Source organism: Crocinitomicaceae bacterium (assembly GCA_016708105.1).
Lineage (GTDB): Bacteria > Bacteroidota > Bacteroidia > Flavobacteriales_D > Crocinitomicaceae > JADJGJ01.
This window is the reverse complement of the sequence record JADJGJ010000002.1, coordinates 773,927-789,700: the sequence shown is the minus strand read 5'-3', so window position 1 is coordinate 789,700 and position 15,774 is coordinate 773,927. Positions and strand designations below refer to the sequence as shown.

Here is a 15,774-nt window from a genome sequence, read left to right as displayed (position 1 = left end):
AATAATGCAGCATGTTGAAAAATCCTTAACTTCGTATTTATATGAAATTCCTGCATCATTTAGTAGTATTATTAGCTGTTTATCTAAGTACATCACCTGTAAATGGTCAGGTTCCGGCGTATTATAGCGGCATCAATTTTTCACAAAGCGGTTTACCTCTGAAAAATGACTTGGCAAATTTGATTATCAGCACGCATACTAGTCCGGTTACGTATGATGATGTTTGGACAATTCTTCAACTATCTGACCTTGATCCAAGCAACAGCGCAAAAGTATTATTAGCTTATGGATATGATGATACTGACGGCAGTGTCTTTAATGATCGCACAAGAACAAAAACCAATTATGGCGGTAGCAGCGGACAATGGAACCGAGAACACACATTTGCCAAATCATTAGGCAATCCTGATCTTGGTACATCTGGTCCTGGCAGTGATGCGCATAATTTACGAGCCAGTGATGTTGACATGAATAATATGCGAGGAAGTTTACTTTTCGCTGATGGCAGTGGCGATGCCGGTACTGTGGGCGCAAATTGGTATCCGGGTGACGAATGGAAAGGTGATTGCGCACGAATCATCATGTATATGTATTTGCGTTATAGCTTGCAATGCAGACCCTATTTTTGCGCAGTGGGTGCGGTCAATTCAGTTGATGCCAATATGGTTAACGTATTATTAGACTGGAATGCTGAGGATCCGGTATCTCAACTGGAAGAAACGCGCAATGATGTTATTCAATCATACCAGGGTAACAGAAATCCGTTCATTGATAATCCATACATCGCAACACGCATTTGGGGTGGTACTGCTGCCGAAGATACTTGGGGCGGTTTGAATACTGAAGAAAATACAGATGATGCTTTTACTGTATTTCCAATTCCTGCCAATGAACATGAAATTTATGTAACCATTAGCGAGCAAGTGGAGTTAATCAGCATTGAATTAGTGAGCACTACCGGTCAAAAAGTAGAAACTTATACCATTGAAAACACGGAGACTGCAACATGGCATATCACCGATGTTCCTTCAGGATATTTCATTATCCAATTGAATACCGCTGACATGGTTTACACAAAAAAACTAGTTGTGCTGTGAACAGAAAGATCAAAGTAATTTGGGATTTTTACGGAGATAAATCTCAAAAAACCGCTGAGCGCCATGCTGAACATGTTGCTGAATTTATGGAGAAACATAAACTTCCGTTTTTTGAAACGGGTACTGCGTCAGCAGCAGATTTTCATACCATGTCTTTTCTCACGGTTTCTGAAGAACATGTCTATACCGTGCGTGATGCGTTAAAACCTCAACGGGCTTTTATAGTTGAATAGATTTTCTGATTCAAAAAAACTTCTTTAATTACGCTTCCATGTACCTAATTGGGTTGCTTCGCTTTTCTTCTCCAATGTTTGTTTCTGGTCCATGACCACAATAAACAACAGTCTCGTCTGGCAATGCAAACATGGTGTTAAGAATGGATTTTTTTAAAGTCTGAAAATCACCACCGGGTAAATCAGTTCTTCCAAAACTGCCTCTGAAAAGAATATCGCCATTAATGACAAAATGATTTTCAGCGCTGTAAAACGCAACATGCCCCGGACAATGACCTGGACCAAACAACACCACAACTTCAGAATTTCCGAATTGTATTTTCTCACCCTCTTTGATAAAACGTGTTGGTTCAGGTGATGGTTGATATCCGGTGAAACCATAAACATGCGCATAATTTACAACAGATAATAAGGTGTCCAAATCAGCTTGATGAATAGCCAGATCCAACTTAAATTCCTGCATAACAAAATAATTACCCAGCACATGGTCAATATGACAATGCGTGTTTAACAACAAAACCGGTTTTAACTGGTTATTTTCTATATACGATTTCAGATACTGTTGTTCAGCCCTGTCATAACAGCCGGGATCAATGATGAGCGCCTCACCTGTTTCATCACTCAAAATGATGGTGTTTTCCTGAAATGCGTTAAATACTAATTTATGAACCTGAATCATATATGAAAACTGATGCTTGCACAAAGGTAACAAACATGCCTTGATATTTGTATCTTTACATTTCAACAGATGAAGCAAAACCTGCTATATGCCTTTGTGATTTTTCTTGTACTGAATTTTTCAGTGACAGGTTTATCACAATTTTATCAAGGTTCATATCAGGAGTACGGTAAAAACCGCGTTCAGTATAATGGCTTTTCATGGAAATATCACAATTACCAACGCTTTAAAATTCACTATTCAGGCATCAATGATGATGTGGCTGTTTATGTTGCGCGCACCATGCATCACTATTTGACGGATGCTGAAACAAAATTAGATTATATTTTCCCTGAAAAATTAGATGTGATTGTGTACGAAAGTCAATCTAAATTCAGACAAAGTAATTTGGGAATAAACAATGAAGACTATAGTAATGTAGGAGGCAGCACCCGCATTGTGGGTTCAAAAATATTCATGTATTTTGAAGGTGATCATGAATCATTTAACCAGAATATTAAATCAGCGGTTTATGAAGTTTTAATTAAACACATGCTCTTTGGCGGAGATTGGAAAGACCAATTAAAATCAACCATGAATTCAGGGATTCCAACCTGGCTTGAAAAAGGACTAATTTCATACTTTGTAAAAGAGTGGGATGAAGAAACAGAAAGCCGTGTAAAAGATCTTATACTGACAAAAAAAATTGATAAGTTCAATAAACTGACGGATGAAGAAAAAGCATTTGCAGGTCACGCAGTATGGAATTACATAGCTGAGACACATGGGGCCACCATTATTCCAAACATCATTTACATAACGAGGGTAACTAAAAATATTGAACGTGGTTTTTATTCACTCCTCAACATGGATTTTGCAAAACTTACCCGCAATTATATTTCATTTTATCGTGCACGCTATGTTGAAGAATATAAAAATCAAACTGAGCCTAATGGAGACGCTGTTGAATATAAAATAAAAAAAGAATCAGTTTATTATGAAGTAAAAATAAGTCCTGATGGTTCTAACATTGCCTATGTTGAGAATACGCTGGGCAGATATCGTGTAAAAATATTGAATACGGAAAGCGGAAAAACAACTAAGGTTTATGCAGCCGAGCCAAAAATGGAGCGCATACAAGATTACTCTTATCCGGTGATTGGGTGGCATCCGGGTGGTGCCGCCTTGACTTTTTTTGCCGAGAGAAAAGGTAAACTTTGGATGTACATTTATTCACTTGATGATAAATCATTGGTTGAAAAAGAAATGAAAGAATTAGACAAAGTACTTGACTTTGCTTACTCACCTGATGGAAAAAAAATTGTTTTTTCAGGCGTTGTTAAAGGTCAATCGGATCTTTACTTACTTGATGTTGGATCACAGACCAGAAAACAACTCACGGACGATATTTGGGATGATTTGCACCCACAGTTTATTGAACAATCTTCACGCATCATCTTTTCTTCAAACCGATTAAGTGATACCATTTTCAAAAAGCCGGACATTGATTTTACCCAATCAAAAAGAGATATCTTCATTTATGATATTAAACAAGCTGATCATACGTATAAATTTCTTGAACAAGTAACCAATACGCCAGATTGGGATGAATCACAACCATACGGAATTGGTAAAAATCAATACGTTTTTTTGAGTAATCAAAACGGAATATCCAATCGGTTTTTTGCAAAAAAAGATAGCACCATTAGTCATATTGATACTACCATTCACTACCGCACACAAATTATTGTTTCACCGCAAACCAATTATGTTACCAGTATAGTTGAGCAACATATCAATCAACAAAATGATATGGTGTATGTGGTGTATCAAAACAGTCAACATAAATTTATTACTACTAAAGCAGATACAAGTACTCTGGATGTAATTTGGAACACCAGCTATATCGACAAGCGGAATAAAAGAAAATCGCATAACAATCAAGTACTGGAACTTCAAAACGCACCATTAGATACAGTGTATATTGGCGACATGAAATATCAACGTGTGATTGTAGAAATAGGTGAAGACGGAGAAAAAATTGCAAACCCTGAATTGAAAGATGACAGCACAAAAATTGCAGGACAAATTAAGAAATTTGAACCACCAAAATTCTCTATTTATCAAGTGAATTTTGCCAAAGATTATGTGCTATCACAATTTGATAACAACTTTTTATTTCCAAATTATCAGCCTTACTCAGGACCCGGTTCAGTCTATTTTAATCCGGGATTGAATGCGCTATTTAAAATTGGTGCCAGCGATTTATTTGATGATTATAAACTTTTAGGAGGAATCAGAATTCCTACCAACTTTAATTCAGGCGGAGAATTTTTATTCATGGCGCAACACCTGCGTTACCGATTAGATCATCGCTTAGTAATTTACAGGCAAAAATCTATCAATTCAAGTGGTTTTTATAAAGCATTTACGCATGATGTACGATATCGCATTTCATATCCTTTCTCTGAAACATTTGCCTTGCGAACCACATTCAACGTGCGCAAAGATCGGCAGGTTTTTATTCCGTATAGTGATAATTCTCTTTTGCTTGAGTCTCGCAATTCATATAATTCCGGCGTGAATGTAGAATTGGTTTTTGACAATACCATTCCAATGGAACTAAATATTCAGCGCGGTACCCGATTGAAATTTTTTGCAGAGTATTTACAAGAGCTTGGAGGAAATTACGATCCAACATTTAACTTGGGATTTGATTTTCGGCATTACCAACGCATCACTCGGAATTTTATATGGGTTAATCGTTTAGCCGGAGCCACTTCATTAGGAGATCGCAAATTGGTATATTACATGGGCGCTGTAGATAATTGGGTGCTGCGTTCAAACCCTGACTTTGATCAAGACATTACGGTAGATCCAAATCAAAATTTCGGTTTTCAAACTATTGCAACACCTATGCGAGGGTTCATTCAAAACACACGCAACGGAAATAGTTTTTTATTGTACAACACTGAACTGAGATTACCCTTATTTACTTTTTTCTCAAGCTACCCAATTAAAAGTGATTTATTGCGACATTTTCAACTCATTGCTTTTGGTGACATTGGCACTGCGTGGACTGGTCCACACCCTTTCAGTCCTGAAAACTATTTCAACACACAAGTGATAAATGATAAACCCATTACCATTAGTGTTGAAAATTTACGTGAACCAATAATTGGCGGAATTGGATTTGGCATGCGGTCAAAAATTTGGGGATATTTCGTACGATTTGATTTAGCCTGGGGCATTGAAGATCTTGAAATTCAAAAACCATTACCTTATTTTTCATTAACAAAAGATATATGACAGTACAAACAATTATTCTGCTTATTTTGATAGGTCTATTTGCAGGCTCAGCCAGCGGATTCATTGGAATTGGAGGCGGCGTAGTAATTGTGCCGGCGCTGGTTCATTTGTTAGGCGTTACGCAACACACTGCGCAAGGTACCAGTTTGCTTTTGATGTTGCCTCCTATTGGAATACTTGCCGTGATGAATTATTACAAAGCCGGGCAAATTAATTGGACTTATGGTATCATCATTGCCGTTGCTTTTGTGATTGGCGCGTACTACGGCTCAAAACTTTCTCTTAAACTCAATGCCAATATTGTCAAATTGATTTTTGGAATATTTATGCTCTACGTTGCAGCTCGCATGATTTATTCAAGTACAAAAGGTGGTTTCAAAAATGAAGATGGAAAATATACAACAACGCGTACACGAAATACGTGATGAAATAATTGCAATCCGGCGTCATCTTCATCAGCATCCTGAGCTTTCATTTGAAGAGGTGCATACATCGGCTTACATTCAGTCAAAACTGCGTGAATGGGGAATACCTTTTCAAGCCGGTATTGCGGGCACAGGTGTGGTAGGTATGATCCATGCAAACACATCAGATGATACTTGTATTGCCTTGCGTGCAGATATGGATGCTTTACCCATTTTTGAATTAAATGAAGTGGATTACAAATCAATCTATCCCGGTAAAATGCACGCCTGCGGACACGATGTACACACAGCTATTTTGTTAGGCACAGCAAAAGTATTACAAGAATACAGGCACGAATTAAAAAAATCAGTTAAACTCATTTTTCAACCCGGAGAAGAAAAATTACCCGGCGGTGCAAAATTGATGATTGAAGCCGGTGTATTGGAAAATCCAAAAGTTGAAAAAATAGTTGCCCTCCATGTTTTTCCTGAAATGGAAACCGGAAAAGTTGGACTTAAATCAGGCATGTACATGGCGTCTTGTGATGAACTCCACATTACGGTTTACGGTAAAGGCGGACATGCTGCCATGCCAAAGTTGAACATTGATCCGGTATTAATTGCCAGTAAACTAGTTGTGGCTTTGCATGAATTACCTGCAGCGCATTGCCCTGAAAACACCCCTTGCGTGCTGGCAATTGGCCGTATTGAAGGTCTGGGTGCAACCAATGTAATTCCTGATTACGTGACATTGCAAGGTACGTTTAGAACCATGAATGAAAAATGGAGAATCAAAGCCCATGAACTCATCACAGAAACAGCAAAAAAAATTACACAAGCATCCGGCGCATCTGTTGATATAACTATTGAACGCGGCTACCCTTATCTTGAAAATGATCCCGATCTCACTGAACAAGTAAGGTCTGTTTTAAAAAGCACCTTAGGTGAACATGCTGTTGAAGATTTACCCATTAGAATGACCGGTGAAGATTTCTCATTTTATGCACATAAAGTACCTGCAACCTTTATCCGGCTTGGGGTGCGGAATGAGCAACGCGGTATTGTTCACGGGGTGCATAATGCACGGTTTGATATTGATGAAAATGCGCTGAGCACTGGTATAGTTGCTTTGTTATCAATTGTTGACACAAATATTTAACCTTCTGTTTAGGCTGTTAAGGTCATTTTCTGGCATTTTATTTGTATCATTGCAACACAAAATCAAAAAATTATGAAAAAATTATTTGTACTTGTGGGTGTAATTGGGGCTTTCTCAGTTCTCACAGCATGTAAAAAAGATTATGTATGTTCATGTGAAGGAACCGTGTTAGGCATCCCTTTCAGTGGTGTAGACACAACTTATTCTGACATGACTAAAAAAGATGCTGAATCAGAATGCAACAAAGGTGATGCAAGTTTTGGTTCAGACTATGTTGACTGTGAATTAAAATAAATTAACTTAAACTAAATATCGTATGAAAAAAGTAGCTTTAGCTCTAGTAGTAGTTGCAAGTGCGGTGGTTTTCACTTCTTGCAAAAAAGATTATGTTTGTACTTGTTCTGGAACTGTACTCGGAATTCCATACAGCGGTGCTGATACCACCCTTGCTGACATGACTAAAAAAGATGCAGAATCAAAATGTGATTCTTTTGAATTCTCAATTGGTTCTGACAGCCAAACTTGCGAATTGAAGTAATTAATTAATCTTATTTAATGACCGTTTCTCAACCGGGAGACGGTCATTTTTTTTTGCTTAATTTTGTTCTATGGTTCTCAGAATATTGTTCAGCTTGATATTTTTCAGTGCAAGTTTTATTGTACCCTTTTATTTTGATTTGCTCACCATTAGTTTGGTAAAAGTCGGAACAGGATGGGTGGCAGCAACTATAATTTTACGTGCACTTTGCATCCTTTCTGTTTTCATTTCATTATTGATTCTGAAAAATACATTTTCAAAAACCAGAAAAATCTCTTTAGTCATTGTCTTTTTGATAGCCTTGCCAACAGGATTTGGCATCTCGTTTATCTCTCCTATTTATCAGTCAGATTACGGTGATTTGACAGATGATGTTCAATTAGTAAAATTAGATGAACTAAAAGCAGAGATTGGTAATTTTCTAAGCAGCGACAACAGCTCTACGCTATTGTGTTTTTTCACTACCACATGTCCTCACTGCAAGGTGGCAGCAGAAAAAATTGGCATTAATCAAGAGGCAGGACAAAAAATAAAAGTGGTCTCAGTTTTTCCTGGTGAGGTTGCTGATACCGAAAAATTCATTGCTGAACACGGCGGACAACAATTTGATGTTCGGTATGTAAACAACGATCAATTATTTGTAGAAACTTCAGACGGAGTTTTCCCTTCCGTATTTCTAATAGATAATAACGGCAATACCCTTAAACACTGGACAGGTGATAACCTCAACTATTCAGGCTTAGACTACCTACTGAACCTTGAACAATAATCAAGTTCAACTGTTACCTTTGTAAAAAAGCGACGTCTTGAAAACTTTTGAAATTCCGCAATATTACCGTTCACCTGTTATAAGCAGAGTGAAAGCCATGCGCAGCGCCAAAGATAAATTGAAAAAGGACTTCTCTCCTACCTTACTCAACTTTGGCAATTCACAAATTATACTTGCAAGACATTTTGGATTCTGTTACGGGGTTGAAAACGCCATTGAAATATCTTATCGAGCCATTCATGAAAATCCGGGAAAAAAAATTTATTTGCTTAGCCAAATGATTCACAACCCGGAGGTGAATGCTGATTTGATTGCAAGAGGTGTACAATTTTTACAAGACACGAAGGGCAATCAAATTATTCCTTTTAACCAATTAACAGCAGATGATATTGTGATTATTCCGGCGTTTGGAACAACGCGAGAAATTGAACAAGAATTACGTTCACGCGGAATTCAATTGGAAAAATATGATACTACTTGCCCATTTGTACAACGAGTTTGGAAAAAATCAGAAAAATTAGGATCTGATCAATACACCGTAATCATTCATGGCAAAGATAAACATGAAGAAACACGCGCAACATTTTCTCACACCAATGAATTTGCCAAAGCGCTTGTCATTCGTGACATAACAGAAGCAAAACAATTGGCAGAAGTCATTCTTGGAACATTAAATAAAGATGGTTTTGCAAGAATATTTACCGGAAGATTTACGGAAGGATTTGACCCGGCAATTGATTTAAACCGCATTGGCGTAGTTAACCAAACCACGATGCTAGCCAGTGAAACGCAAGAAATTTCAGATTACTTGCAAGAAATTATGGTTCAGAAATATGGTGCCTCTGAAATAACAAATCATTTTGCAAGCACCCGTGACACCTTGTGTTATGCAACCAATGACAACCAGTCAGCCACGCTTGAATTACTGAATCAACAAGCAGATATTGCAATTGTAGTTGGAGGTTATAACAGCTCAAACACATCACATTTAGTAGAATTATGTGAGACTAAATTTCCAACCTACTTCATACAAGATGAAAAAGAATTAATATCAGAAAACGAAATTCACCATTTTGATCTTCACAGTAAAGAAATGAAAACCACATCAAATTTTCTGGTTGATAATAGCGTGAAAAACATCATTGTCACCAGCGGCGCATCCTGCCCTGACGCTACGGTTGATAGGGTTATTCAGAAAATACTCACGTTTACAAAAGCAAATAAATCTGTTGATGCAGTATTAGCAGAATTGATGTAAAGAGATTTCGACAAGCAGAAAAGTTTAGATTTCAGTTTACCGTTTTCAACCACGAAACAAGTTTTGCCAATGCCCTGCCTCTGTGAGAAATTTTATTTTTTTCATCCAGTGACATTTCAGCGAAAGTCTTTGTGGATTCGTTTGGTTTAAAAATCGGGTCATATCCAAAACCTTTTTGACCAGATTTTTCTTCCAGAATTATTCCATTAACAATTCCTTCAAATAAAATTTCTGTTCCATTTACAATGAGAGCAATTACTGTTCTAAATTTTGCGTTGCGGTTGGATGTATTTTTAAGTTGATTTAGAATCAGATTCATATTCGCCTCTGCACTTTTTTCTTCTCCAGCGTAACGTGCAGAGAGCACGCCAGGCTTACCATTCAAGGCATCAACTTCCAATCCGGTATCATCTGCAAAACAATCGACACCAAATTTTTGGTACACATATCGCACTTTGATTAACGCATTTTCCTCTAATGTCTTTCCCGTTTCCGGAATGTCATCGTCACAATCAACATCTTGTAAGCTTTTGACAGCGAAACCTCCAGGCATCATCATTTGAATTTCGATGGCTTTGCTTTTATTTTGAGTTGCGAAGAGGAGATTCATAACCTATATTTGTGCTAAAATATTGCTTAAAATTATAATTGTTAACTTTATAGAAGAGGGCGGAATTAGTATTTTTCATTCGAATTTGCGCAACAAATTTAATTTGCAGCTCAATTAAATGTAAAGGTAGAACAAAAAAATAATCGACGAAATATGGCGGATTCATTAACTCAAAAAAAAATTCTTGTTATTGTTGGAACAAGGCCAAATTTTATTAAAGTCTGTCGTTTTAAAGAAGTTGCAAACCACTATGAAAATTTAGAAGTAAGAATTGTACATACAGGTCAACATTATGATCAAGCTATGAGCAGCGTGTTTTTTGAGCAATTTAATACCCAACCTGATTTTTTTCTTGAATTAAATTCTTCTAGTCCAATAGTTCAAATCGCAACCGCAATGCAGAATCTCGAGCGTCTAATTTTAAATACTTTTAGACCTGACTTGATTATAGTTCCTGGAGATGTAAACTCTACTCTGGCTGGAGCATTAGTTGCAAATAAAATGAATATTCCTTTAGCTCATCTCGAAAGTGGACTACGATCTAACGACTTAACGATGCCTGAGGAAATAAATCGCATTTTAACGGACCGGGTCTCAGATTATCTATTCATTACCGAAAAATCTGGTGCAGAAAATATTCAACTTGAAAAATTAAAGGGCAAGTCCTTTCTAATCGGAAATACAATGATTGACGCGATTAATAAGTTTGAAAATGAAATTTCTAACTCAAATATTTTAAGTGAATTAAAGCTACAAAGTGACTATATTTTAATGACCATGCATAGACCTTCAAACGTGGATCAAAAAAAAGATTTAAAAAAAATAATCAGCCTAATTAATTACTTAGGTCAAAAATATCAAATTGTTCTTCCTATCCACCCACGTGCCAAGAACAACTTCAATAAATTTGATTTAGAGAGTGAACTGCGACAATGTCAGAATTTAATAATAACGGAACCAAAAGGATATTTTGATTTTCAGGCGTTGATTAAGAACTGCAAATTTATTTTAACGGATAGCGGCGGCATTCAAGAAGAAGCAACTTATAGACACAAACCTTGTTTAACGTTAAGACCAAATACTGAGCGCCCGATAACTATAGATATAGGGACAAATATTCTGGTCAAATTTACGAACACAGACATTCAAAAAGAAATCGATAAAATTGAAAGCGGTGATTTCAAAAAAGGTGCAATCCCTCACTTTTGGGACGGAAAATCTACCGAGCGTGTATTTGAGATTATAATGAATGAAATTTTTCGATGACTTCTGTTCAATTTTTGGTCAAAACTTTGATAATTATATTTAGAAATAACTCTTTGTTTTATTCAATCTGGTATGTTGACTCAACCTCTTTAAATTTTACCTTTGGTGAGAACTTTGTTTAATGAAGCCTATGTGTGGAATAGTTGGTGTATTGTGTTTCGGCGAGAAAAATGTAGAGATTCAAGGTCTGAAGAAAATGACGGATGCACTTGCCCATCGTTGACCTGATGGAGAAGGGCAATGGATAAACTCAAAAGCAAATGTTGGTTTTGGACACAGACGTTTGTCAATCATAGATTTGTCAGAAAGAGCAAGTCAACCTATGACTTATCTGAATAGATATACGATCACATTCAATGGCGAAATTTATAATTTCAAAGAACTAAAATCAGATCTTGTTAAAGACGGTTATCAGTTTCATTCAGATAGCGATACGGAAGTATTATTAGCGCTTTACGATCAGAAAAAAGACAAACCCTGATTGAGCTTGATGGTATGTTTGCTTTGGCAATATGGGATGATGTTGAGCAAATTCTATTTTGTGCAAGAGATTGATTTGGTGAAAAACCTTTTTATTAACATGTTTCTAATGAGGGGTTTTATTTTGCTTCTGAAATGAAAGCGCTTTTTGCCGTTGGTATTTCTGTTGATGTTGACCCATCTATGATTTCGAATTTTTTGTTGACAGACTTAGTTGTTAACCCAGAAAACGAAAGTCAAACATTTTATATGGGGATTCAAAAATTGCCAAAAAGTTGTTCGCTCAAAGTTGGAATTTCGGGCGTCGCCCTACAGGATAAATGGATGGAACAAGAAGACAACATGAATCTGATCAATCTAGCAGTTGAAACATTGATTAAAAGCGGCTGGTTGAACAAAGATGTGCAATTGCCTACGAAGTTTCATTGGAAAATATTAATGTTATTTAGTCTTCTTAAGTTTTCAAAAACTGATTTTGGAAAATGCTAAGTTCATTTGTAAAAAACAGCGCGATCTATTATTTGTCAACAGTTCTGACAAAGGGAATTTCTTTTTTTTATTGCCCTTTTACACGCACATTTTTAGTAAGGCTGATTTTGTAGCAAAGTTAAATCAGAAATAACAATTTCATAGCGTATAATTTGAAATGAAAAACTTTTTCAAAATCGCACGTGAAGCCTTCATTATTCCGTACATTTGAAACATTAATCATTGATTGACACCGGATGTGCGGAATAGCAGGCATTGTGAGATTTGGCGGAAAGGTTCATACTGAAGAAATTCAGAAAATGAATCATCTACTTCGTCACCGTGGACCAGATGGAGAAGGAATATGGATAAACGAGCAACAAACAGTTGGACTTGGACATCGCAGACTTTCAATTATAGATCTTTCAGAAAATGCCGCGCAACCTATGAGATTTGCAAACCGATATAGCATCACGTATAACGGTGAGATTTATAATTACAAAGAACTTAGAGAAGAACTCATTAAAACCGGCCAATCTTTTAAATCTACCGGTGATACAGAAGTTTTATTAGCACTCTATCAAAAGCATGGGGAAAAAATGCTAGAAAAACTGGATGGCATGTTTGCTTTTGCCATTTGGGATGAACAGGAACAGAAATTATTTTGCGCCCGAGATCGTTTTGGAGAAAAGCCATTTTTTTACTATCAGTCTAACGATGCGTTTTATTTTGCGTCTGAGATGAAGGCGTTGTTTGGGGTGGGTATCACGGCTGAAATTGATCTGTTCATGGTATCAAATTTTTTAGTGACTGATTTGGTTGTAAATCCAGCAATAGAAACGCAGACATTTTATAAAAACATTAAAAAACTCCCCAAAGCACAATGGATAAAAGTTGACTATCAAGGAAAATTAACTACGTGCAAATACTACAGTGTTAATCGCAAAATTGACAACATTAATCTGGATACTGCAAAAAAAATTCTTTTCGATCATCTAATAAAAAGTGTTGACAATTGTATGACCTCTGATGTTCAAATTGGATCAACATTGTCTGGTGGGATTGATAGTACCATTATTCACTCACTTATTAGTGAATCTTACCTTAATCACTCAGAAAACTTAAAAAATAAACTATTCTCGGCCAGGTTTAATGATCAGGGATTTTCCGAGAATCACTTCATCGATATCGTGAGTAAAGAAATAGCAGGAGATTACAAATCAGTTTTTCCGACATTTGAACTTATTACACATGATTTGGAAAAAATATTCTATCATCAAGAAGAACCCTTTTGGTCAGCAAGTATGCTAAACCATTTTGCAGTAATGAGATTAGCATCTGAATCCCACATATCTGTTCTTCTCGAAGGTCAAGGTGCAGACGAAATACTGGCAGGTTATCCATGGCACAACAGAATTTATTTGCAAGAATTACATGCCAAATCAGATCAGAGTTCTGAATTAAAAGGCAGATTGGATTTAGCCGGAAAAATAAAGAAAAGCAGTCCAAGGCTACATGGCTTGCTACACACTTTGAAAGTAAAATTGAGACACAATAAAATTCTGCGTTCTCGCGTGCATTCACCTTGGAGTAAAATATTGGATAAATCCTTTATCAATTGTCATGGATTTGATCACTTTAATTATCCAATTCAAAAACCAATTCTCAATGATGTATTATATGCAGATTTAAACAATTATTATATTGAGACGTTAGTTCGAATAGGTGACAGAAACTCAATGGCTTTCTCAATTGAAACAAGATTGCCCTTTCTGAATCATCATCTGGTTGATTTTTGTTTCAGTTTGCCTGCAGAATTTAAAATAAACCAAGGATGGCAAAAATTTGTTCTGCGTAAAGCTTTTGAAAACAAAATACCAGATGCAATCTGCTGGAGAAAAGACAAGATGGGTTTTGCTCCTCCGCAACAAAAGTGGTTAGAACATCCAGAAACCGTGAAACTAATTGATGTGGCTATTCAGGCATTACAAGATATTGGCTGGATAAGGATCAAAGCTAAAATTCCGCCTGCTGCAACTTGGAAAATTTTGATGCTATATAGTTTGTACAAATTCTCTAAAACAGATTTCTCCAAATGCTAAGATCATTTGTAAAAAACAGCTTCATCTATTATCTTTCCAACGTTCTGACAAAGGGAATTTCATTTTTTTTGTTGCCATTTTATACCATGATGTTTTCTCAAGGTGATTATGGAATCCTTGAAATGATCAGTGTGCTTTCTACATTTGCTATTGTAATATTTAGTTTACAAATACAAGAAGGTGTTGGTCGCTACTATAATGAACTTTCAAGTGCATCAGAGATTAGAATTTACACTTCAACCGTCGCCTATTTTGTACTATCTTCCTTCAGTGGATTTTTCATTCTTACTCTTGTTTTTGCAAATCAACTAAGTTCCCTGATATCCGTTAATAGTGAGCTCTTAGTTCTTGCAGCAGCATCTATTTCACTGAATGGAATCTTTTATTTTTCACAAAACCAGTTGACATGGAAAATACTCCCTTTGAAACAAATGATTTGTGCCTTAGTTTACAATCTTACTACAATTTCATTAACCATACTTCTTGTATTAAAGTTCAAGTATGGTATTGAGAGTATTTTTATCAGCCAAATAATAGGTGCCTTTATTGGAATTTCCTTAGGCTGGTTTTTCACCCGTCAAGATTTTGGAATTGTATTTTCCCCTGTTGTCCTCAAAAAACTTCTGCACTTTTCCCTACCAATGCTACCGAATGCAATAGGGATTTATGTTTTTCTCATTATTGATAGATTTTGTATTGAACATTTTGTTGGTCTTGAACAATTAGGGTTGTACAGTTTTTCATTAAAAATGGCTTCTATCCTTAGCATTGTCCATCTCGGTATGTCAACAGCATTGGCTCCTCTGATATATAAGCACTATAAGGAGTCTGATACACCACAGAAAATTAATTCAATTTTTCGTTACTTTAGTTTTCTCTCATTTTTAGCAATTGCATTTATAGGTATTTTTTCTTTACAACTTACACACTTTCTTGCTGGAAGGTCAGGATACGAAAATGCAATATTTTATGTCCCAATTCTTCTTATAACACTTCAGTTTGCAAGTTTAAATCAATTTTTTCCCGGACTAATTATCGCAAAAAAAACCAAAATTATCAGCGTGATCTCTATCGGAACAGGAATACTCAATCTGGCAATTAACCTTTTGCTTATCCCGAATATTGGTATCTTAGGCGCTTGCATTGCAGGAATAATAAGTACCACACTTAATTTAATTCTCATTAGGCACTTTGCATCAAAAGAATATTATATTCCTCTTTCTATGTCTAAAGTATTTTTCAATGTTATTGTAATATTATTGATTGCCTATTCAAATATCTATTATCAGTTAGGATGGGGGATAGAGGTTTTACTCTATGTACTATTTGTTATATTTACATCCATGTCTTTTCTGAACAAACATGACCTAATTCGTGGCGGAAAATTAATTAAATCATGGAGGAACCACAAATGATAATTATT

The 15,774-nt window shown here is 36.1% G+C and carries 17 protein-coding genes; 15 read left to right on the top strand and 2 right to left on the bottom strand.

Annotation, left to right across the window (positions count from 1 at the left end; all coding sequences use genetic code 11):
- Positions 1-41: 41 nt before the first annotated feature.
- Positions 42-1,097 carry an endonuclease gene (locus IPH66_14605; protein ID MBK7130573.1) on the top strand — a complete coding sequence of 352 codons (1,056 nt, stop codon included), beginning with the start codon at positions 42-44 and terminating at the stop codon, positions 1,095-1,097.
- Positions 1,094-1,330, top strand: a complete 237-nt coding sequence (locus IPH66_14600; protein MBK7130572.1) for a hypothetical protein — start codon at positions 1,094-1,096, stop codon at positions 1,328-1,330. The genes IPH66_14605 and IPH66_14600 overlap by 4 nt, the downstream gene beginning before the upstream one ends.
- 28 nt (positions 1,331-1,358) lie before the next feature.
- On the opposite strand, the gene IPH66_14595 is transcribed toward IPH66_14600, so the two are convergent.
- Entirely contained in the window at positions 1,359-2,009 is a 651-nt protein-coding gene (locus IPH66_14595; GenBank protein ID MBK7130571.1) for an MBL fold metallo-hydrolase, read from the bottom strand.
- 69 nt (positions 2,010-2,078) lie between these two features.
- Here IPH66_14595 and IPH66_14590 point away from each other — a divergent pair, with 69 nt between their 5' ends.
- From IPH66_14590 to IPH66_14560, 7 genes are all read left to right on the top strand, one after another.
- Positions 2,079-5,297, top strand: a complete 3,219-nt coding sequence (locus IPH66_14590) for a PD40 domain-containing protein (protein MBK7130570.1) — start codon at positions 2,079-2,081, stop codon at positions 5,295-5,297.
- Complete coding sequence (locus tag IPH66_14585; GenBank protein ID MBK7130569.1) at positions 5,294-5,722, top strand: sulfite exporter TauE/SafE family protein; 429 nt, start codon at positions 5,294-5,296, stop codon at positions 5,720-5,722. The genes IPH66_14590 and IPH66_14585 overlap by 4 nt, the downstream gene beginning before the upstream one ends.
- Positions 5,685-6,860, top strand: coding sequence for an amidohydrolase (locus IPH66_14580; GenBank protein MBK7130568.1), 1,176 nt, complete (start codon positions 5,685-5,687; stop codon positions 6,858-6,860). The genes IPH66_14585 and IPH66_14580 overlap by 38 nt, the downstream gene beginning before the upstream one ends.
- A gap of 72 nt (positions 6,861-6,932) precedes the next feature.
- Positions 6,933-7,154, top strand: a complete 222-nt coding sequence (locus tag IPH66_14575) for a hypothetical protein (protein ID MBK7130567.1) — start codon at positions 6,933-6,935, stop codon at positions 7,152-7,154.
- A 22-nt stretch (positions 7,155-7,176) separates the two neighbouring features.
- Positions 7,177-7,398, top strand: a complete 222-nt coding sequence (locus IPH66_14570; protein MBK7130566.1) for a hypothetical protein — start codon at positions 7,177-7,179, stop codon at positions 7,396-7,398.
- Positions 7,399-7,468: 70 nt separating this feature from the next.
- Positions 7,469-8,167 carry a hypothetical protein gene (locus tag IPH66_14565; GenBank protein MBK7130565.1) on the top strand — a complete coding sequence of 233 codons (699 nt, stop codon included), beginning with the start codon at positions 7,469-7,471 and terminating at the stop codon, positions 8,165-8,167.
- Between the two features lie 37 nt (positions 8,168-8,204).
- Entirely contained in the window at positions 8,205-9,425 is a 1,221-nt protein-coding gene (locus tag IPH66_14560; protein ID MBK7130564.1) for a 4-hydroxy-3-methylbut-2-enyl diphosphate reductase, read from the top strand.
- Positions 9,426-9,456: 31 nt separating this feature from the next.
- On the opposite strand, the gene IPH66_14555 is transcribed toward IPH66_14560, so the two are convergent.
- The gene (locus tag IPH66_14555) at positions 9,457-10,035 is read right to left on the bottom strand and encodes a non-canonical purine NTP diphosphatase (protein ID MBK7130563.1); all 579 of its coding nucleotides are present in this window, start codon (positions 10,033-10,035) and stop codon (positions 9,457-9,459) included.
- A 153-nt stretch (positions 10,036-10,188) separates the two neighbouring features.
- Here IPH66_14555 and wecB point away from each other — a divergent pair, with 153 nt between their 5' ends.
- The 6 genes from wecB (at position 10,189) to IPH66_14525 (ending at position 15,766) form a co-directional block, all read left to right on the top strand.
- Positions 10,189-11,301 carry a UDP-N-acetylglucosamine 2-epimerase (non-hydrolyzing) gene (gene wecB / locus IPH66_14550; GenBank protein ID MBK7130562.1) on the top strand — a complete coding sequence of 371 codons (1,113 nt, stop codon included), beginning with the start codon at positions 10,189-10,191 and terminating at the stop codon, positions 11,299-11,301.
- Positions 11,302-11,545: 244 nt separating this feature from the next.
- A complete protein-coding gene (locus IPH66_14545) occupies positions 11,546-11,782 on the top strand; it encodes a hypothetical protein (GenBank protein ID MBK7130561.1) in 237 nt (78 codons plus the stop codon).
- On the top strand, positions 11,743-11,856 hold the full coding sequence (locus IPH66_14540; protein ID MBK7130560.1) for a hypothetical protein: 114 nt from the start codon (positions 11,743-11,745) through the stop codon (positions 11,854-11,856). The genes IPH66_14545 and IPH66_14540 overlap by 40 nt, the downstream gene beginning before the upstream one ends.
- Before the next feature lie 60 nt (positions 11,857-11,916).
- On the top strand, positions 11,917-12,270 hold the full coding sequence (locus tag IPH66_14535) for a hypothetical protein (protein ID MBK7130559.1): 354 nt from the start codon (positions 11,917-11,919) through the stop codon (positions 12,268-12,270).
- Positions 12,271-12,506: 236 nt separating this feature from the next.
- A complete protein-coding gene (gene asnB / locus IPH66_14530) occupies positions 12,507-14,351 on the top strand; it encodes an asparagine synthase (glutamine-hydrolyzing) (GenBank protein ID MBK7130558.1) in 1,845 nt (614 codons plus the stop codon).
- Positions 14,352-14,437: 86 nt separating this feature from the next.
- Positions 14,438-15,766, top strand: a complete 1,329-nt coding sequence (locus tag IPH66_14525) for an oligosaccharide flippase family protein (GenBank protein ID MBK7130557.1) — start codon at positions 14,438-14,440, stop codon at positions 15,764-15,766.
- Positions 15,767-15,774: the final 8 nt, after the last annotated feature.

Excerpts from the sequence above, each read along its gene's own strand:
- IPH66_14605 (MBK7130573.1), top strand. The coding sequence starts at position 42 with ATGAAATTCCTGCATCATTTAGTAGTATTATTAGCTGTTTATCTAAGT.
- IPH66_14595 (MBK7130571.1), bottom strand. The coding sequence starts at position 2,009 with ATGATTCAGGTTCATAAATTAGTATTTAACGCATTTCAGGAAAACACC.
- IPH66_14590 (MBK7130570.1), top strand. The coding sequence starts at position 2,079 with ATGAAGCAAAACCTGCTATATGCCTTTGTGATTTTTCTTGTACTGAAT.
- IPH66_14585 (MBK7130569.1), top strand. The coding sequence starts at position 5,294 with ATGACAGTACAAACAATTATTCTGCTTATTTTGATAGGTCTATTTGCA.
- IPH66_14580 (MBK7130568.1), top strand. The coding sequence starts at position 5,685 with ATGGAAAATATACAACAACGCGTACACGAAATACGTGATGAAATAATT.
- IPH66_14575 (MBK7130567.1), top strand. The coding sequence starts at position 6,933 with ATGAAAAAATTATTTGTACTTGTGGGTGTAATTGGGGCTTTCTCAGTT.
- IPH66_14570 (MBK7130566.1), top strand. The coding sequence starts at position 7,177 with ATGAAAAAAGTAGCTTTAGCTCTAGTAGTAGTTGCAAGTGCGGTGGTT.
- IPH66_14565 (MBK7130565.1), top strand. The coding sequence starts at position 7,469 with ATGGTTCTCAGAATATTGTTCAGCTTGATATTTTTCAGTGCAAGTTTT.
- IPH66_14555 (MBK7130563.1), bottom strand. The coding sequence starts at position 10,035 with ATGAATCTCCTCTTCGCAACTCAAAATAAAAGCAAAGCCATCGAAATT.
- wecB (MBK7130562.1), top strand. The coding sequence starts at position 10,189 with ATGGCGGATTCATTAACTCAAAAAAAAATTCTTGTTATTGTTGGAACA.
- IPH66_14535 (MBK7130559.1), top strand. The coding sequence starts at position 11,917 with ATGAAAGCGCTTTTTGCCGTTGGTATTTCTGTTGATGTTGACCCATCT.
- asnB (MBK7130558.1), top strand. The coding sequence starts at position 12,507 with ATGTGCGGAATAGCAGGCATTGTGAGATTTGGCGGAAAGGTTCATACT.
- IPH66_14525 (MBK7130557.1), top strand. The coding sequence starts at position 14,438 with ATGATGTTTTCTCAAGGTGATTATGGAATCCTTGAAATGATCAGTGTG.